The 19953-nt window shown below is 34.4% G+C and carries 20 protein-coding genes; 2 read left to right on the top strand and 18 right to left on the bottom strand.

The genetic code is table 11. The annotated features are described in order from the left end of the window. Positions 1–148: 148 nt before the first annotated feature. The 15 genes from wecB to fdaB form a co-directional block, all read right to left on the bottom strand. Positions 149–1282 (bottom strand): non-hydrolyzing UDP-N-acetylglucosamine 2-epimerase, encoded by a 1134-nt coding sequence (gene wecB / locus KA878_RS09345; protein ID WP_193839104.1) that lies wholly within the window; start codon positions 1280–1282, stop codon positions 149–151. Between the two features lie 16 nt (positions 1283–1298). Further along, positions 1299–1928 carry a uracil phosphoribosyltransferase gene (gene upp, locus KA878_RS09340; RefSeq protein WP_193839103.1) on the bottom strand — a complete coding sequence of 210 codons (630 nt, stop codon included), beginning with the start codon at positions 1926–1928 and terminating at the stop codon, positions 1299–1301. Between the two features lie 26 nt (positions 1929–1954). Then, a complete protein-coding gene (glyA, locus tag KA878_RS09335) occupies positions 1955–3193 on the bottom strand; it encodes a serine hydroxymethyltransferase (RefSeq protein WP_193839102.1) in 1239 nt (412 codons plus the stop codon). A gap of 29 nt (positions 3194–3222) precedes the next feature. Next, complete coding sequence (locus KA878_RS09330) at positions 3223–3747, bottom strand: TIGR01440 family protein (RefSeq protein ID WP_075109001.1); 525 nt, start codon at positions 3745–3747, stop codon at positions 3223–3225. 111 nt (positions 3748–3858) lie between these two features. Beyond that, positions 3859–4275, bottom strand: coding sequence for a low molecular weight protein arginine phosphatase (locus tag KA878_RS09325; RefSeq protein ID WP_075109000.1), 417 nt, complete (start codon positions 4273–4275; stop codon positions 3859–3861). Further along, positions 4272–5315 carry an L-threonylcarbamoyladenylate synthase gene (locus KA878_RS09320; RefSeq protein ID WP_193839101.1) on the bottom strand — a complete coding sequence of 348 codons (1044 nt, stop codon included), beginning with the start codon at positions 5313–5315 and terminating at the stop codon, positions 4272–4274. The genes KA878_RS09325 and KA878_RS09320 overlap by 4 nt, the downstream gene beginning before the upstream one ends. A 255-nt stretch (positions 5316–5570) precedes the next feature. Beyond that, on the bottom strand, positions 5571–6407 hold the full coding sequence (prmC, locus tag KA878_RS09315) for a peptide chain release factor N(5)-glutamine methyltransferase (protein WP_075108998.1): 837 nt from the start codon (positions 6405–6407) through the stop codon (positions 5571–5573). Next, complete coding sequence (gene prfA / locus KA878_RS09310) at positions 6394–7470, bottom strand: peptide chain release factor 1 (protein ID WP_075108997.1); 1077 nt, start codon at positions 7468–7470, stop codon at positions 6394–6396. The genes prmC and prfA overlap by 14 nt, the downstream gene beginning before the upstream one ends. Further along, positions 7470–8069 carry a thymidine kinase gene (locus KA878_RS09305; RefSeq protein WP_053031146.1) on the bottom strand — a complete coding sequence of 200 codons (600 nt, stop codon included), beginning with the start codon at positions 8067–8069 and terminating at the stop codon, positions 7470–7472. Before KA878_RS09305 ends, prfA begins: the two co-directional genes overlap by 1 nt. Before the next feature lie 150 nt (positions 8070–8219). Further along, complete coding sequence (locus tag KA878_RS09300) at positions 8220–8477, bottom strand: type B 50S ribosomal protein L31 (protein ID WP_011275226.1); 258 nt, start codon at positions 8475–8477, stop codon at positions 8220–8222. 118 nt (positions 8478–8595) lie between these two features. Next, a complete protein-coding gene (gene rho, locus KA878_RS09295; protein ID WP_193839100.1) occupies positions 8596–9912 on the bottom strand; it encodes a transcription termination factor Rho in 1317 nt (438 codons plus the stop codon). A gap of 267 nt (positions 9913–10179) precedes the next feature. Beyond that, positions 10180–11607, bottom strand: coding sequence for an aldehyde dehydrogenase family protein (locus KA878_RS09290; protein WP_070855636.1), 1428 nt, complete (start codon positions 11605–11607; stop codon positions 10180–10182). A gap of 169 nt (positions 11608–11776) precedes the next feature. Then, positions 11777–12112: a winged helix-turn-helix transcriptional regulator gene (locus KA878_RS09285; protein ID WP_053031140.1), complete on the bottom strand. Its 336-nt coding sequence runs from the start codon at positions 12110–12112 to the stop codon at positions 11777–11779. Positions 12113–12392: 280 nt separating this feature from the next. Next, complete coding sequence (locus KA878_RS09280) at positions 12393–13664, bottom strand: UDP-N-acetylglucosamine 1-carboxyvinyltransferase (protein ID WP_053031138.1); 1272 nt, start codon at positions 13662–13664, stop codon at positions 12393–12395. Positions 13665–13949: 285 nt separating this feature from the next. Further along, entirely contained in the window at positions 13950–14807 is an 858-nt protein-coding gene (gene fdaB, locus KA878_RS09275) for a class IIb fructose-bisphosphate aldolase FdaB (protein ID WP_011275221.1), read from the bottom strand. 200 nt (positions 14808–15007) lie between these two features. Between fdaB and KA878_RS09270 the strand changes: the two genes are divergently transcribed. Continuing rightward, a complete protein-coding gene (locus KA878_RS09270; protein ID WP_193839099.1) occupies positions 15008–15529 on the top strand; it encodes a DUF2529 family protein in 522 nt (173 codons plus the stop codon). A gap of 74 nt (positions 15530–15603) precedes the next feature. Here the strand turns inward: KA878_RS09270 and KA878_RS09265 are convergent, their stop codons facing one another. The 3 genes from KA878_RS09265 to KA878_RS09255 all read right to left on the bottom strand — a co-directional run bounded on the left by KA878_RS09265 (position 15604) and on the right by KA878_RS09255 (position 18920). Continuing rightward, positions 15604–17211: a CTP synthase gene (locus KA878_RS09265; protein WP_075108992.1), complete on the bottom strand. Its 1608-nt coding sequence runs from the start codon at positions 17209–17211 to the stop codon at positions 15604–15606. Positions 17212–17427: 216 nt separating this feature from the next. Further along, positions 17428–17946, bottom strand: a complete 519-nt coding sequence (rpoE, locus tag KA878_RS09260) for a DNA-directed RNA polymerase subunit delta (protein WP_075108991.1) — start codon at positions 17944–17946, stop codon at positions 17428–17430. Between the two features lie 113 nt (positions 17947–18059). Then, complete coding sequence (locus KA878_RS09255) at positions 18060–18920, bottom strand: GNAT family N-acetyltransferase (RefSeq protein WP_075108990.1); 861 nt, start codon at positions 18918–18920, stop codon at positions 18060–18062. A gap of 192 nt (positions 18921–19112) precedes the next feature. On the opposite strand from KA878_RS09255, the gene coaW reads away from it, so the two are divergent. Then, positions 19113–19913 carry a type II pantothenate kinase gene (gene coaW / locus KA878_RS09250; protein ID WP_107630307.1) on the top strand — a complete coding sequence of 267 codons (801 nt, stop codon included), beginning with the start codon at positions 19113–19115 and terminating at the stop codon, positions 19911–19913. Positions 19914–19953: the final 40 nt, after the last annotated feature.

The following is a 19953-nucleotide window of genomic DNA, read 5'->3' as shown; positions in this document are numbered from 1 at the left end:
CCTCCAAATTAACTTATGACAACCATGTAAACCGTTCCACTCATACAAATTTAATAATAATATAGGGTAAATAGTGTGTCAATTCTATTCAAATTGTTGTAAAAATTAACTCTTTTATTGTCACAAAATGTTCACAATTTAGATTTTTTTATGATTTGAAGGGCTCTGGTGAATTTGATGTCAAACCAAAATAATATTTTATACTCTCACAAATTCTTATAGATGCTTTACCATCACCATAAGGATTTTGAGTTTGTGACATTTGATTATAAATTATTTCGTTATCCAATAATTCTGCCGTTGTATGATGCACATTTTCAAAATCCGTTCCAATTATTTTCAAAGTGCCCGCTGCTACACCTTCTGGTCTCTCGGTTACATCTCTAAGCACTAGTACAGGTTTATTCAATGAAGGTGCCTCTTCTTGAATACCGCCTGAATCCGTCAAGATTAAATAGGCGTTACTTACGAAGTTGTGGAAGTCTACAACGTCTAATGGTTCAATTAATTCAATACGCTCATGATCACCTAAATACTTATAAGCTAGTGACCTTACTTTAGGATTCAGATGTAGTGGTGATACAATGACCACATCTTCATATTCATCAACAATAGTGCGCATTGCTTTATAAATCTCAATCATTGGCTGTCCAATATTTTCTCTTCGGTGAACAGTTAATAGAATAATGCGTTTATTTTGATGCTTTGTGATTATATCTGATGTATATTCCTTTTGGACCGTTAATTTAAGTGTATCAATAGCAGTATTTCCAGTAATAATTACTGTGTCTGGATTTTTCTGTTCTTGAAGCAAATTATTCGCTGCACCTTTAGTAGGCGCAAAATGCAGGTCGGCTAAATTACTTACCATTTGCCTATTTATCTCTTCTGGGAAAGGTGCATATTTACGTCGTGTTCTTAAACCAGCTTCTACGTGACCAACAGGTACTTGATTATAAAAATCAGCTAGTGCACCTGAAAATGTAGTAGTGGTATCGCCATGGACGAGCACCATATCCGGTTTTTCTTTTTTAATAATTTCTTCAAGTTGCGTCATTGCTCTTGATGTAATGTCTGATAACGTTTGACCTTCCTTCATGATATTCAAATCATAATGTGGCTCGATGTTGAAAGTTTGTAAGACCGAATCTAACATTTCGCGATGCTGAGCAGTTACAACAATCATTGGTTCTAACTCAGCATCACACTCGAGTGCCTTCACTAAAGGTGCCATCTTAATTGCTTCTGGTCTAGTACCAAAGACTGTCATAATCTTTCTCATACATAAACTCCTATACCTATTTTGTACCGAACAATCTGTCTCCAGCATCACCTAAACCTGGTGTAATATATGCTTTATCATTTAATTTTTCGTCTAATGCTGCAATATAGATATCGACATCATCGTGCGCTTCTTGCATTTTTTCAACACCCTCTGGTGCAGCAATAAGACACATGAATCTAATATTTTTAGCACCGCGTTTCTTCAACGAATTAATTGCTTCGATTGCTGATGCTCCAGTAGCTAACATTGGGTCTACCACAATAATTTGTCTCTCATCAATATCTTGTGGAAGTTTAGCAAAGTATTCTACTGCTTCCAATGTTTTAGGATCACGGTATAAACCAATATGACCAACACGTGCCGCTGGGACTAAGCTTAATACACCATCTGTCATCCCTAAACCGGCTCTAAGAATTGGAACAATTGCTAATTTTTTACCAGCTAATCTTTTTGCAGTCATAGTTGTTACTGGCGTTTTAATTTCAACTTCTTGAAGTTCTAAATCTCTAGTAACCTCATACGCCATTAACATGCCGACTTCATCAACAAGTTCTCTAAATTCTTTAGTTCCCGTATTCATATCACGGATATAACTTAATTTGTGTTGAATTAGTGGGTGATCAAATACATGTACTTTACTCATTTATATTGCCTCCAAATTTTTATAAATTATTCATATAGCGGATATTTAGCTGTTAAACGACTTACCCTTTCTCTTGCTTCTTTCAATTTTGTATCATCATTAGGGTGTTTAAGTGCTAAGCTAATAATACGACCAACTTCTTTGAATGCTTCTTCATCAAAGCCTCTTGTTGTAGCAGCTGGTGTGCCTAAACGTATACCACTTGTTACAAAAGCTTTTTCTTGATCAAATGGAATTGTATTTTTATTGCATGTTATTCCAATTGAATCTAATGTCGCTTCCGCTTCTTTACCTGTAACATTTACTGAGTTTTTAACATCTACAGATACTAAATGGTTATCAGTGCCACCTGACACAATTCTAAATTCCTCTTCTTTCAACGTTTCAGAAAGCACTTTAGCATTTTTGATGACTTGCTCTTGATACGTTTTAAAGTCTTGTTCAAGTGCTTCACCGAATGCGACTGCTTTAGCAGCAATGACATGTTCTAAAGGTCCACCTTGTATTCCAGGGAATATTGTTTTATCTATATCCTTCTTATATGCTTCTTTACAAAGAATTAATCCACCACGTGGGCCACGTAAAGTTTTATGCGTCGTTGTTGTTACAAAATCAGCATATTCTACAGGATTTGGATGTAAACCTGCTGCAACTAAACCAGCGATATGAGCCATATCAACCATTAATTTTGCGCCAACTTCATCAGCGATTTCTTTAAACTTTTTAAAATCAAGTTGTCTTGAATACGCTGAAGTTCCTGCAACGATTAATTTAGGCTTGTGTTCATGTGCTAGTTGACGCACAACGTCATAGTCAATTTTTTCAGTTTCTTTATCTACGCCATAATCTACAAAGTTGTAGAATTTACCACTGAAATTAACTGGTGAACCATGCGTTAAATGACCACCATGACTCAAATTCATACCTAAAACAGTATCACCCATCTCTAAAGCGACAAGATATACTGCCATATTGGCTTGAGACCCTGAGTGGGGTTGCACATTTACATGCTCCGCACCAAATAATGCTTTCGCTCTTTCAATTGCAATCGTTTCAGTTACGTCAACATAATCACAACCACCATAGTAACGACGACCTGGATAGCCTTCAGCATATTTGTTAGTCATCACAGAACCCTGTGCTTCCATCACCGCTTCAGATACAAAGTTTTCAGATGCGATTAATTCAATGTTGTTATTTTGCCTATTATATTCATTTTGAATTGCTTCATAGACAGCTTTATCTTGATTTTGGATATATGACATATAAAAAATCCCCCTTTACACTTTCTAGCTTATTCGTATTTAGCTCGTTCACCACCGATTTTCTTAGGTCTTGATGTAGCTATCGTAACAATAGCTTCACCAACTTGTTTGACACTTGTTCTAACCGGTACACAAACGTGTTTAATATGCATTCCAATTAATGTTTGACCAATATCAATACCCTTAGGAACTGAAATATGTTCAACTACGATTGGATCATTCATTTGCTTATAAGCATAAGTTGCAAGACTTCCACCTGCGTGAACATCAGGAACAACTGATACTTCTTCCATCGTTAGCGGATTGAAATCTTCACGTTCAATTGTAACTGCTCTGTTAATATGCTCACAGCCTTGAAATGCAAAAGAAACACCAGTCTCTTGTTTCACTTGTGCTAATGCGCTAAAGATTTCCTCTGCAACTTCCATTGATCCTACAGAACCTATCTTTTGTCCTATAACTTCAGAAGTCGAACATCCTATCACGCAAATTTCATCTTTCTTGAAAAAAGATTGCGCCTTAAGTTCATCAAGCAAAGTTTTAAGTTCTTGCATTGAAATCTCCACCTTAATTACATAATTAAAAAGAAGCATAGCAAACTAGCTATACTTCTTTATTATAACTTATTTAACGCTTAACATATACTAATTGTATAATATTTCGCTTTATGAATCTGACTGTAATTTACTTATTAAGTGTTGAAGCTCTTTAAATGTTTGTCGGTAGGTTTCAATACTACCTCCAAATGGATCGCCAATATCACCTGATTCCCCAACATATTCACCAAGTTGATAAATGCGACCATTATCACCAAAACTATAAATAAGTTGTTGTTTATGCATTTCAGTCATTGTTAAGATTAAATCGCTTTCTAAATCCGCCTTACTAAATTGCTTGGCCCGCGTAGGTTCTGGCAATTCATGCTCAGCGATTACTTTAAGTGATTCAGGTGAAATAGATTGTCCATCTACTGCAAATAACCCTCTTGAATTAATAACATCTTTTTCGAGTATTTTCTTTGCAATACTTTCTGCCATCGGACTACGACACGTATTTCCAGTACATACAAACGTTATTCTCATAATGTTTCACCTCTAACTAAGTGATTTCCTGTAGCTTTACGCATTCTGTTCATAATTGCCTCTGTTGTATCTGTTTTATCAAATGCATAAATATATGCCTCATGTATTTCTGAATTTTCATCGATATCATGGAGTATTTTAAACAAATTATGATTGGCTTGTTTCGTATCATTCTGATCTTTACAGAGCGAAATGAATATGGCATCACTAGGGACAAAGTGTTTTAAATTATCCGGTAAAATAAAAGCGGTATGCGTCCAATCTTTAACAGTTGTAATAGGTTTACTTAGATTTGTCAGCATCGTTACAGGTGTTTCAGGAGCATAGTGCTTATATTTCATACCAGGGGCTATCGGTTTGCTTGTCGTATCATAATGATAATGTTCAACACTTCCAGGCAAGACTTCATTAATCATTGATTGTGTAATTGCTCCTGGTCTGGCTATTCTAAATGGGAACTGTGTGCAATCGAGTACAGTACTTTCTAGACCTTCTTCACTTTGATCTCCATTAACGATTCCATCTATCTTCCCATTTAAATCGGAATAAACATGTTGAAACGTCGTAGGTGAAGGTCTACCACTGACATTAGCACTTGGCGCAGCAATCGGCATATCCGTATATTGGAGAATTGCACGGCCAATGGGATGACTTGGCATACGTACAGCGATGGATTGCAAACCACCTGTCACTTTGTCACAGAGATACCCAGGCTTTAAAGGTAAAATAAATGAAATCGGACCTGGCCAAAATTCATCCATCAAGCATTTTGCCTCACTTGGTAAGTGTGACACAAAATCATCAATTTGAGAGATGTCGTGAATATGTACAATTAGTGGATTGTCGGAAGGACGACCCTTGGCTTGATATATATTTGAAACGGCTTGTTGGTTTCGGGCATCTGCACCCAACCCATATACTGTTTCTGTCGGAATTGCAATTAAACCACCATCTTGATATATCTGCTTTATTTTGTCTAATTCCGGATAATCTAATGGCGCATTTTGATATTGACGCATATCCCATAAATTCGTTTTCATCAAGCTCACTCCTCCATCATTTTTATTCATATATAGGAAAAGAAGCTGAGACAAATCAAACTGTCTCAGCCTACAATATCATTTTTGGCAGTGGCTAACTGATTTGAAAACGCGCTTAAATTAAGCCATTTCAAACCTAGTCATCCTTACCGGTGGGACCCAGCAAAAAGAATTTCATCAAGAAATTCCATAATCAAAGTAAGCTGGGGCGGGAATACGAATTCATTTTAATATCTATCCCGTTCCCTTTGAGTTTCACCATTTAAATGATACGATTCTATCATTTCCATTTATATCTTTGATAACTTTAACATCCAAATTAGGATATTTTTCTAAAATGATACTTCTTAATTTCTCACCTTGATTATAGCCAATTTCAAAGGTCACATAAGCATCATCATTGAGCACTTGAGGTAAGTCATTAAGGATTGATTCATAAATAGCATAGCCTTTATTTTCTGCGAATAATGCTTTATGGGGCTCGTATTTAACAACTGTAGGTGCCATTGTATCCATCTCATCAACATCAATATATGGTGGATTGGAAATAATACCATCCAATTTAATATTATGTTGGATAAACGGTTTCAAGGCATTGCCTTTCAAGAAATGGATATCCACCTCATGATTATGCGCATTATCAGCAGCGATATCTATAGTTTCTTGAACGATATCTGTTGCATAAACAGTAAAGTCATTATTTAGCTTTTTTAATGTAACAGCCAATACACCACTACCCGTTCCAACATCAGCAATCGATGCGCTTGAGTTACAATGCTCAAGAAAATGCAACATTACTTCCTCGGTTTCAGGTCGTGGAATTAAACAATGTTCATTGACTTGAAATTGGTAGCCATAAAAAGATTGAAATCCAACAATATATTGGATTGGTTCTCCTAAAAGCATTCGTTCAGTCGCCAGCGAAAACTTAATTTCTTCTGCTTTTGACATATCATCATACATATGAATTAAATAATCCGTTCTTGACCACCCAAATAAATCAAGCATTAACCATTCCGCTCTTGATTGTTCGTACCCTTTTTCTACAGCTTGTTTGATAGCACTATCTAATTTTTCTTTAAAGTTCACCATTGTTAAGTTCTTTCAATTTCTCAGTTTGTTCAGATAAAGTTAAAGCATCAATAATTTCATCTAACTTACCTTCCATAATTTGGTCTAACTTTTGTAATGTTAAACCTATTCTATGGTCTGTCACACGACTTTGCGGATAGTTATATGTTCTAACACGTTCAGATCTATCACCAGTTCCTACTGCTGATTTACGTTGTGCCGCATATTTTTGTTGTTCTTCTTGTAATTTCATATCATATAGACGTGCTTTTAATACTTTCAGAGCTTTTTCACGGTTTTGAATTTGTGATTTTTCAGAAGATGTCGCAATCACACCCGTTGGTAAGTGTGTAATACGTACAGCTGAGTCAGTAGTATTGACGTGCTGACCACCTGCACCACTTGAACGATATGTGTCTATTTTCAAATCTTCATTGCGAATTTCAATTTCAACATCTTCTACTTCAGGCAGTACAGCAACTGTTGCTGTTGACGTATGAATTCGGCCACCTGATTCTGTTTCTGGTACACGTTGAACTCGATGTGCGCCATTTTCAAATTTTAATTTACTGTATGCACCGTTCCCAGAAACTGAGAAACTAATTTCTTTGTAACCACCATGGTCACTTTCAGCCGCTTCAACTATTTCCGTTTTAAAGTTTTGAGATTCTGCATATTTACTATACATTCTTAGTAAATCTCCCGCAAAGATGGCTGCTTCATCTCCACCTGCAGCTGCTCTAATTTCAACGATAACGTCTTTTTCATCGTTAGGGTCTTTTGGTATTAGTAAGAATTTAAGCTGTTCTTCTAAATCAGGAATCACACTTTTCAAGCTAGCGCTTTCCTCTTTTAACATTTCGATTTCTTCTTTATCATCTGTTTCGTTTAACATGTCATCAATTTCAGCTATTTCTTCTTTTTTACTTTTATAGTCTCTATATACATCAACTGTTTTTTGTAAATCAGCTTGTTCTTTTGAATATTTGCGTAACTTGTCTGGATCATTTACGATTTCAGGGTCACTTAACATCTCATTGAGTTGTTCATATCTTTCTTCAACGATATCTAATTGATCAAACACTACATTTCCTCCTCGTCACTTGTACTTGGTGCTACTATATGATGTGCTCGACATCTCGGTTCGTAACTTTCATTTGCGCCTACTAAAATGATAGGATCATCAACTTTAGCTGGTTGTCCATTGATTAAGCGTTGTGTTCTACTCGATGATGAACCGCATACTGCGCAAACAGCTTGCAGTTTAGTAACCTGTTCACTTACCGCCATAATTTGAGGCATCGGTTCAAATGGTTCTCCTCTAAAATCCATATCTAAGCCTGCTACCACAACTCGATGACCATTTTCTGCAAGCTTCTCAACTATATTTACAATTTCTTTATCAAAAAATTGAATTTCATCAATGCCAATGACATCAACTTGAGATAAATCATGCAACAATATATCTCTAGATGTCGAAATATTAATTGCTTCTAATTCATTTCCGTCATGAGAAACAACTTTTTCTTTGTGATAACGATCATCAATCGCTGGTTTAAACACTACTACTTTTTGTTTAGCGTATATGCCTCTTCTTAATCTACGAATAAGTTCTTCTGACTTACCGCTAAACATACTTCCAGTAATGCATTCAATCCAACCGGAATGGTAAGTTTCATACATTATAAGTTCCACCTTTTACAAAAACATAATCGCTTAATTATATCATATTTCTATGTATTATAACTATCTCTTTAAAGACTACTTAAATTTAAAAAAACTGCCTACGCGATTCTATATAAAATAGACTAGGCAGACAGTTTAAACTTATAATTAGTTGTTGTTTGATTTGAGACCAAACTTTTTGTTGAAACGTTCCACACGACCATCCGCAGCAGCGAATTTTTGACGTCCTGTGTAGAATGGATGTGAATCTGAAGATACATCTAAACGAATAACTGGGTATTCATTGCCATCTTCCCATTCCATTGTTTCTGAAGATGTTTTAGTTGAACCACTTAAAAATTTAAAGTTTGTTGTTGTATCTAAAAAGATAACTTTGTGATAATCAGGATGGATTCCTTGTCTCATTATTTTCAGCTCCTTTGCCCTGAACCATCTGGAACAGAGTTATTTGTGAGTTTTTTACCCAATACTTGGTAATTATAATAGTTATTAGATTAAAACGCAACCCTCAAACAGATATTCATTAAATAATTGGTTTACCTGTTTTTGTACTTTCTTCTGCAGCCTTTTGTAATTGCTCGAAAAATTCTTTATTACTTTTAGAGCGTTTAAGTTTTCTAATGAACCTTTCAGTGAAATCTGTAGAATCCGTAAACATGTTTCTTAATTGCCATAATGAATCTAGTTCAGATTTACTAATTAATAATTCTTCTTTACGTGTAGAACTTCTTCCAATATCAATTGCTGGGAAAATTCGACGTTCAGACAATTTACGATCAAGATGGAGTTCCATATTTCCTGTTCCTTTGAACTCTTCATAAATCATATCATCCATACGTGAACCAGTTTCTACTAATGCAGTAGCTAATATCGTTAAGCTCCCACCTGCTTCAATATTACGTGCAGCACCAAAAAATGCTTTAGGCTTGTGTAATGAAGCGGGATCAAGTCCACCTGATAGTGTTCGTCCACTTGGCGGTATAACAAGGTTATATGCTCTTGCCAATCGAGTAATTGAGTCCATTAAAATAATCACATCTTGACCAATCTCAACTAAACGTTTAGCACGTTCTAATAATAATTCAGCTACTTTTACGTGGTGTTGAGGTGGCTCATCAAAAGTTGAATGTACTACTTCAGCAGATTCTACAGAGCGTTCTATATCAGTGACTTCTTCTGGTCGTTCCCCTACTAATAAAACAAACAGTTTCGCATCAGGTTTATTTTTGCAAATCGCATTAGCAATTTCTTTTAATAATGATGTTTTACCAGCTTTTGGTGGCGCAACGATAAGTCCACGTTGACCTAAACCAATCGGTGTAACTAAATCCATAACACGTGTTGAATAATTTTGGGGTTCTGTTTCTAAAACGATTCTTTCCTCAGGATAAAGAGGTGTTAAAGCTTGAAAGTGAGGGCGTTTTTTTACAACTTCAGCATTTTCGTCATTAACAAAGTCTACTTGTAATAAACCGTAATATTTTTCATTATCTTTGGGTTTACGCACTTTACCAGTTACTTTGTCACCACGTTTGATTTCGAAACGGCGAATTTGACTTGCAGATATATAAATGTCCTTTTCACCTTTTGAATAATTGACTGTTCTTAAAAATCCATAGCCATCAGGTTGGATATCATCCAAGACACCTTCCATGTAGTAGTTCCCATCTTTTTCCATTTGGGCTTCCATAATAGCTAATACTAATTCACTCTTGTTTAACTTACTATAATTTGTAAGTTTTAACAATTTGGCTTTCTGAGTTAATTCTTTCGTTGTGTAGTTTTTATACAATTCATGAAACGACTCATATTGCGGAGATGTACGTACTTTTTCAGGCATAAATTGCACCCATTTCTTATATATTTATAAAGACTTAAATTTGACTTGAAAAGAAATAATTCCATATAGATTCACTTCGATAAATCACAAAATCTATTTTGGATATTTCATATATTACTTTTTAAAGTCTTGAATACTAGAATTAATATAGCAAATTTTCAATTTAAATACAAAACGATTTTATTAAATTTCCAAAAATAAAACAGCTCATGGAACTAAAAATATCCCATGAACTGTTATAAATGACAAATTAATTAATTTTTAAAATTAACTGAAATAGCCGGCAATTGATTTCACTTCTAAGAATTCTTCAATTCCGTAATCGCCCCACTCACGGCCGATACCAGATTGTTTGTAACCACCAAACGGTAAATCAGGTTGATTGCCAGCCTCATTGATTTCAATTCGTCCAGCTTCAATTGAGCGTGCTACTTTTTGAAGTGTTTCTTTATCTTTACCAATTACGTAACCTGCTAATCCATATTTTGTATCATTTGCAATTTTAATTGCTTCATCTAAGTCATTATAAGTGATAACAGAGGCAACTGGACCAAAGATTTCTTCTTGCGCAATGGTCATATCGTTATCAACATTAATGAAAATGGTTGGTCTTGCAAAGTAACCTTTATTTAATCCTTCTGGTTTACCAGGACCACCATAGAATAATTCGGCACCTTCTTCAATCCCTTTATCAATATAGGATTGAACTGTATCAAATTGTTTTTTACTAATAATTGGACCGACTTGAGTGCCTTCTTCACGTGGATCGCCAACTTTAACTTTACTAAATTCTTCTTTTAATGCGGTTAAGAAATCTTCTTTTTTACTTTCTGGTATCAAAATACGTGTACCAGCAGTACAAACTTGACCTGTATTATTAACGACTTTGCCTGTTGTCGCTTTTGCAGCTTCCTTAACATCAACATCATCTAAAACGATATATGGTGATTTACCACCTAATTCAAGTGATACTTTCTTGAAATCTTTAGAAGCCTTTTCCATAATTTTAGAGCCTGTACGACCTGAACCAGTAAATGACATCATTCTGACTTTAGGATGTTCACTTAGAGGATTACCGACACCTTCACCATCACCGTTTACTAGATTGAATACACCTTTAGGCACGCCTACTTTATCAAAAATTTCAGCTAAAATAACGGCTGCAAATGGTGTTTCTTCAGAAGGTTTTAGAACTACAGGACTTCCTGCTGCAAATGCAGCGGCTAATTTCAATGACGTTTGATTAGTTGGGAAGTTCCATGGTGTCACTAATCCTGAAACACCTATCGCTTCTTTAGTTACTAATGCATCGCCACGTCTTTCATCAAATTCAAATGAATCTAGCGCTCTACTAGCTTCTTGGAAATGATCTAATCCCATTTGATAATGCACATTTTCAGATAATGTGAGTGGTGCACCAAGTTCATCTGTAATAGCTTCTATAATGTCTTGTTTTCTATTTTTATATTCTTCTACAATTTTATCTAATAGTTCTTTTCTTTCTTTTACTGAGCTATGACGAAATTCTAAATATACGTTATTTGCAGCTTCTACTGCTTTGTCAACGTCGTTAGCATTACCTTTAGCTACCTTACCAATGACTTCTTCTGTTGCTGGATTAATGACTTCAATTGTTTCATTACTATCGCTATCAACCCATTCGCCATTGATATATTGTTGCGTATAATTTCTCATCAATGCTTCACTCCTTAAGAATCGTTATATCATGTGTGTACCTTTTTTTATCGAGAATTAAACATACCATGTCAGTACAGAAAAATAAAAGCGTTTTGCACCTATAGTTAAAATGACTAACCTCAACTGTTAGATTCATTTAGTGTATAGTACAAAACGCTTAACTCTATTATTTAGATTTAACTTCTTCTTCAAGTGTAACGTGTTCACGAGCCCACGCTTCTATAGGTTTCAAAGCTTCAGCTAAAGCTTTACCTTTATCAGTCAATTCATAAATGATTGAAACTGGACTAGTTGAAACTACTTTCTTTTCTACTAATCCCCATTCACCTAAGTCAGTTAATTTAATACTTAATGCACGTGGTGTAATGGTCTTCAAATCCCTTTTCATATCGGAAAAGTGCGCAGTATAATCAGTGCATCGTGATAGATAATTAATGATTAAACCGTTCCAACTTCTACCAACAATTTTAAAGGTTTCTTCAAGATATGGACAGATTTCCAATGTCTTCACCTCTATTCAAAACATCTTTAGATTGTAGGTACTAAAAATCACTTATAAATACATTACATTGGTTTCAGTAATGGTTATAAGTCTACAACATATTAGTATCTAATATAATTATTATACCAGAAAAACAAGCCCTAATACAATGTCTAAAACTATCAATCATAGATCAATTGAAATCATCAAACGAAGGCATCTGAATCATTCACAGCTAAATATCAAATCAAAAAGACATTATATTAAGACTTAGACTTGTTTCTTAAATTTATCGTAGTGATTAAACTTCTTCCGTCCAAATATCTGCGCCTAGCGTTTTCAAATGTGTAACGATATCAGTATAACCTCTATAAATATGTCTAACATTATAAATTGTAGTTATACCTTCAGCTAATAGACCAGCAATAATTAGGCATGCACCAGCACGTAAATCACTCGCATATACGTCAGCACCATTTAATGTTGAAGGTTTAATTGTCGCTGTTCCTGTTTGCATATCTGCATCGATATTGGCACCCATATGCTTTAACTCATCGACATGTCTAAAACGCGCTGGATATATCGTTTCTGTAACAAACGAAGGACCATCTGCCATAAATAATAATGGCGTTATTGGCTGCTGTAAATCTGTTGCAAAACCAGGATATACTAAAGTTTTTATGTCTACATTTTTGTACATTGGTTTACGTTTAATGATAGCTTTTTCAGCATCTCCATCGATTTCAATATCTACGCCTAGTTCTTTTAACTTAACCGTTAAAGCTTCAACGTGTTTAGGAACGATATTATTAATCGTTATTTCTTCTCCAACTGCAGCTGCGATACACATATATGTACCCGCTTCAATACGGTCAGGAATAATTTGATATTCGGAACCATGCAAGTCTTTAACACCATTAATTTTTAGCGTACTTGTACCTGCACCTTTAATATTTGCACCAAGACTATTTAAGAAATTAGCTACATCTACAACTTCAGGTTCTTTGGCAGCATTCTCAATAACTGTCTGACCTTTCGCATGTACAGCAGCTAACATAATATTAATCGTTGCACCTACACTGACCATATCTAAGAAGATGTTAGCACCATGTAATTCTTTAGCTTCAATCTTCATTGACGTGTCATTGGATTCATCGATTTCTGCTCCTAATGCTTTGAAACCTTTAATATGTTGATCAATCGGACGTGGTCCTAATGGACAACCACCAGGTAAGCCGATAACGCATTTTTTAAAGCGACCCAACATCGCTCCCATCATATAATAAGATGCTCGAAGAGATTCAACCTTATTGTTAGGCAGTGGTGCATTTTGAATTTCAGAAGTATCAACTTCTAGCGTTTTACCATTTAATTGAGCCTTAATGTTTAAATCTTCCAATAAACTAACTAGTGTTTCTACATCGGAAATTTGTGGTAAGCCATCTAATTTCACTTGGCCTTGAGCTAATAATGTTGCTGGGATGATAGCTACTGCGCTATTTTTGGCACCGCTTATCGTAACTTCTCCCTTTAGTGTTTGACCACCGCGAATTTTTATTACCTCTTGAGTCATAAGTTTATCTCCTTTGTTTCTCATTTATTTAAAATAATACATTAGTAGCATTATAAAATATACATTCTTTATTTGTAAAACATAAATTATTATGAATTAAAGATAATTGCAATAGTAAAAATTATTGATTCAAACTTTATAAAACCATCTCAAGTATTATATATACAAATATTATAAATCATTTTTGAAAAATAATTAAATGTGATTACTTATATTATAAAAGAAAAAGAGTGAAACGATGAAACGTTTCACTCTTTTAAATAACATCTTCAATTATTTTAAAACTTATTTAGCGCGGTTAGATGTACCAAATTCTCTAATTTTACCTTTAACCGTTTCTTTAATTGCTTCACGAGCTGGTCCTAAGTATTTACGTGGATCATATACGTCTTGATCATTATTTAATACTTCTCTTACTGCTTTAGCTGAAGCAATTTGGTTTTCAGTGTTTACATTAATTTTAGCAGTACCGTAAGGAATGGCTTTTTGAATGTCTTTCGTTGGGATACCAGTACCACCATGTAGTACTAATGGTAAACCAGTTGATGCACCGATTTCTTCCATTTCTTTAAATCCTAATTTAGGTTCACCTTTGTAAGGTCCGTGAACTGAACCTAATGCTGGTGCTAACGTATCAATACCTGTTCTTTCAACTAATTCTTGACATTCTTTAGGGTCAGCATAGATGATGCCACCAACAACGTCATCTTCTTGTCCACCAACAGTTCCTAATTCAGCTTCTACTGATACACCATGTTGATGTGCATATTCTACTACTTTAGATGTGATTTCAATATTTTCTTCAAATGGGCTATGAGAAGCATCAATCATTACTGAAGTGAATCCAGCATCAATTGCTTCTTTACATTTTTCAAAACTTGAACCATGGTCTAAGTGGATAGCTACTGGTACAGTAATGTTTAAGTCATGAATTAAACCTTCAACCATTTTAACTACTGTATAGAAACCGCTCATGTAACGTGCAGCACCTTCTGAAACACCTAAGATAACTGGTGCATTCTCTTCTTGAGAAGCTTCTAAAATTGCTTGTGTAAATTCAAGGTTATTTAAGTTGTATTGACCAACTGCATAACCATTTTCTTTCGCGTCGATTAACATTTCTTTCATTGAAACTAATGGCATGAAAGTTCCTCCTTGTGTGCAACTGCACAATTTTTAAAATCATTATATCAGATATTATTTTGAATTGCATGTGAATGTATGCTCATTTTAAAATAATCTTATCTGACATGCATTACATCATTTAGATTACCTATCATAACCAGTTTTATTGCACTTACGTTTGCGTTTATTTAAAATACAAAATGAAATGGAGGATTTACATGTCTAAAATATTACATACACAATTAACAGGTATATTCAATCGTTTAGAAGATCAAGCATTAGACATTCAAATGGCCGCTCAATGTCTAATACAAGCAATCGGTGGTGAGGGGTATGTATATATACGCGGTTATGGTGATTTAAAATTTTTCGAACCCTTTATTCTTGAAAGTGAAGAACATCTTCACTCTAGTAAACCATTATCAACATTAACAACGGTTGACGACATTGACTCTACAGACCGAGTGTTACTCTTTTCACCATTTTATACCGAAGAAGTCGCTCAAGATGTACAAACATTCGTCGATAAAGATATTGATGTTGTCTTGATTTGTAACCGCCCAAAAGATGTTGAAATACCAGAACAGTTTATTCATTTTATTAACCTCGCTACTCCACGACCTATCGTCTACACAGAAGATTATGATAAAGTGGTTCAACCACATACAATGGCATTTAATTATATTTACTATGAAATTTACACTCAAATGGTTGAAATGACACGAGATTTAGAATTGTAAAAGTAATAACTTAATATTAAATAAAAAACAACCCTTATATGCTAATACAGCAATGTAAGGGTTGTTTTAATATATTATTTATTTTGATAGTTGTTCGCTGCTTCAACAAACGCTTTAAATATTGGTTGAGGTCTATTAGGTCTTGATAAGAATTCAGGATGGAATTGACAAGCAATGTAGAAATCATTCTCAGGAATTTCAACCATTTCAACTAAACGTCCATCCGGACTAGTTCCAGAGAATACCATACCATTCGCTTCTAATTGTTCTCTGAATTCGTTATTAAATTCATATCGATGACGGTGTCTCTCTTCAATGTTGATTGCATCATAAATTTGATGCGCTAATGTACCTTCTTTAATTTTGCATGGGTATAATCCTAAGCGTAACGTACCACCTAAATCTTCAATATCTTTCTGTTCAGGTAGTAAATCAATGATTGGGTAAGGTGTGCTAGGATCAAGTTCAGCTGAATGTGCACCTTCTAAGCCAAGTACATTACGTGCAAATTCAACAGTTGCCAATTGCATACCCAAACAAATACCAAAGTATGGCACATTGTTTTCACGCGCATATTTAATGGCTGCAATTTTACCTTCACTTGCTCTAAAACCAAAACCACCTGGCACTAGAATACCATCTACATCTTTTAAGTAGTCTTCAACGTTATCGTCATTAACTTCTCCTGAATCGATCCATTTAACAACGACATCTTTTTTCAATGGATAGCCAGCATGCTTCAATGATTCCACTACTGATAAGTACGCATCTTGTAAGCTTACGTATTTACCAACTAAACCAATCGTAATTGTACCATCTAGCGAATTTACAGTGTCCAATAAATATTGCCATTCGTCTAACTGAGTATCGTATTTAGCATCTAAATCTAATCGTTTAATAACAATATCGTCCATATCTTGTGCACTTAATTGTAATGGAATTTCATATAATGATGATGCATCTCTACATTCGATAACACTTTCTTTATTAATGTCACAGAATAACGCAATTTTATCTTTTAAATCTTGAGTCATTTCATATTCAGTACGTACTACAATTAAATCTGGTTGAATACCTAAACCACGTAATTCTTTAACACTGTGTTGCGTTGGTTTCGTTTTCATTTCACCGGCAGCTTTGATGTATGGAAGTAACGTACAATGTACATACATCACATTTTCACGACCTAAATCGCTTCTAATTTGTCTAATTGCTTCGATAAATGGTAACGATTCAATGTCACCAGTTGTACCACCAATTTCAGTGATAACTACATCAGCATTGGTGCTTTCCCCTGCAAGTAATAAACGTTCTTTAATTTCATTAGTAATGTGTGGAATAACTTGAACAGTTCCACCTAAATAATCACCACGACGTTCTTTTTTAAGTACATGAGAATAAACTTTCCCAGCAGTAACGTTTGAATATTTATTTAAATTAATATCGATAAAACGCTCATAATGTCCTAAATCTAAGTCAGTTTCAGCACCATCATCTGTAACAAATACTTCTCCATGTTGATATGGACTCATCGTTCCTGGATCAACGTTTAAATATGGATCGAATTTTTGAATTGTGACTTTTAAGCCTCTATCTTTTAATAATCTTCCTAGAGAAGCGGCTGTGATACCTTTTCCTAATGATGATACTACTCCGCCCGTTACAAAAATAAATTTTGTCATTTCCTGACCTCCTAATTTATAAAGGGATGCTTCCTTACCTATTTGTTCATTTTAAATAATCACTTTTGAAAAAATAAAAAAATCGCTCCCTCTCACATATCTGTAAGGGGAGCGTATATCATTTATACACGTGTCCTAATTAAAGGAGCCCGAATAAAATTCTATCATCTTTTAAGTAAAAGTCAATCAAAACTAGCATTTAGTTTTAAAATCTTCTTAGTCTTCGAATTCTTCCTCGTCTTCTTCGTCGAGTTCATCCTCTTCGTCATCTTCAATTACTAAATCTGATTCACTAATTTCATCTTCAACTTGTTCGTCTTCAGGATCATCTAATGTTTCTTGATCATCTGTTTGGGCTGGAATATCATCATCGTCATCCATTTCATCGTCACCCAATAACTTAAGATTCTTATCTTCTTCATCTTCATCATCAAGAATATCGAATTTTTGAATCGTTGGAGCAATTTTTTCTTCGATATCATCTACAGAATACCAATCACGTAATCCCCATTGATTTTCGCCAACGTTTAAGAAACGTCCGTCAGTATTTAAATCTGTATAGAATTGAACTACACGATTTTCAATTTCTTCAAATTCATAGTCACCTAATTTTTTGAATTCATCAATGATATCGTACAAATTCATTGTTGCACCTTTATCATTTAATAACGTATAAGCCATATCAATAAATGACTTTTCATCAACCATTTCTTTAGTATAATCTTGGATTTTCATTATAGCTAATCTTCCTTTCGAAGAATTTTTAATTATATCGTTGGATTTCATTAATTAATAGTAACAAAAATAAATTATAAATGACAATACACGATTTCGCAATTACGATTCACTTAGTAATTGATATATTTCTCGAAAATAACTAAATCATCTGATTGATCAATCTCCACAAAACCACTATTCATACACAATGGTTTTAATTCATTATTTTCACCAAATAATGTAATAACAATCGTTTTAGCTTGTTTAAAATGCTTACGTACATATGTTGGAATTTGTCTTAATGCACTTTCTGCAATGCCTTCTTTACGTTGATCTTTATAAACTTCAATGGCAACAATATTAATTCGATTATTCATTTGTTCAAGTGCAATAAAGCCAACTTTTTGGTTATCTTTAAGTAAATCAACGATATTATATGTCGCAATACTTGACGTTTCGTTTTCAATTAATCGCAATGAAGAAACATGTTTAGAATCTAAATCTAAGTAGTATAAACGTTCTTTACCAATTGGCCCCTCTTCTTTCGTGGCCGTATGCATGAAACCAGCACGTTCATATACATTCCATGCCCCCTTATTCTCTGCATCAACAACTAGATACAAATGATTAAAATCAGGAAACAACATCTGTACATATTGAGGTAAGTACATCATCATTGTCGTTCCATAACCATTTCCTTGAAATTGCTCATTGATTGATAATGATCTTACGTAAACGACATTCTCTGGCGTATCGTATCCTTCATGTTGATAATATTGATGTAATACAAAGAAACCAACAACATCTCCATCTTCATTAATAGCAATGTTAGCTACTCTATTCTCATCTGTAAGTGCATCGTCTAATACTGTTTTCGGTAAAGATGAATATATTTGTTGTCGCTCGCTTAATTCAAAGTTAACTACATCTTGTCTATATTTTTCTTCAAACTCTTGAATTGTTATATTTTCAAATTGTTTCTTTATAGTCATAACCACTAACCCCTATGCCTCTAATAATTTATCAACTTATATTATAATTGTTTTTTTACACTTATCAAAATAAAATCCACTTAAGTTAGATACAATTATTTTAAATTTTCACCTTTTTAAAATTAATCTATTGAAATTCAGCAAATTTGCTTTACTATAAATATGACATATAAAATCACGAGGTGAACTAGAATGAAAGTCGGTATCGATGCCGGTGGTACGTTAATTAAAATCGTCCAAGAATCACAACAAGGACGTTCATATGAAACCGAACTTACTACAAATATATCGGAAGTCATTGCATGGTTGAATGCAAATACGTTCGAATCCATCAGTCTTACGGGTGGTAATGCAGGTGTAATCGCTGAAAATTTAAATACAGAAGCTAAAATATTTGTTGAATTTGATGCATCATCTAAAGGTTTAGGTATGCTACTAAAAGAACAAGGTCACCATATTAACGAATATATTTTCGCTAATGTCGGTACAGGCACGTCATTACACTTTTTTGATGGTCAACAACAGCACCGTGTTGGCGGTGTAGGTACTGGCGGTGGCATGATTCAAGGACTGGGTTATTTATTGTCTCAAATTACAGATTACGAAGCACTGACTAATTTAGCACAATCTGGTGATAGAGATACGATAGACCTTAAGGTTAAACATATATATAAAGATACTGAACCTCCCATTCCTGGTGAATTAACAGCAGCTAATTTCGGAAATGTCTTACATAATCTAGACGTAGATTTTTCACCAGCCAACAAATTAGCATCAGTCGTTGGTATTGTTGGAGAAGTTATAACGACTATGGCAATCACTGTTGCTCGTGAAAATAAAACTGAAAATGTTGTATATATCGGGTCTTCTTTTAACAACAATCCTCTTTTGCGCGAGGTGATTGAAGATTATACGGTACTACGTGGTTTCAAACCATTTTATATTGAAAACGGCGCCTTTTCAGGTGCACTTGGCGCTATCTATTTAAGTTAATAGTATTGTAGTTATTTTCTAAAAAACATACTAAGATTAG

It is taken from the genome of Staphylococcus sp. GDY8P57P, from assembly GCF_017892585.1.
Taxonomy (GTDB): domain Bacteria; phylum Bacillota; class Bacilli; order Staphylococcales; family Staphylococcaceae; genus Staphylococcus; species Staphylococcus borealis.
The sequence above is the reverse complement of the archived record's forward strand: the minus strand, read 5'-3'. Positions and strand labels throughout refer to the sequence as shown.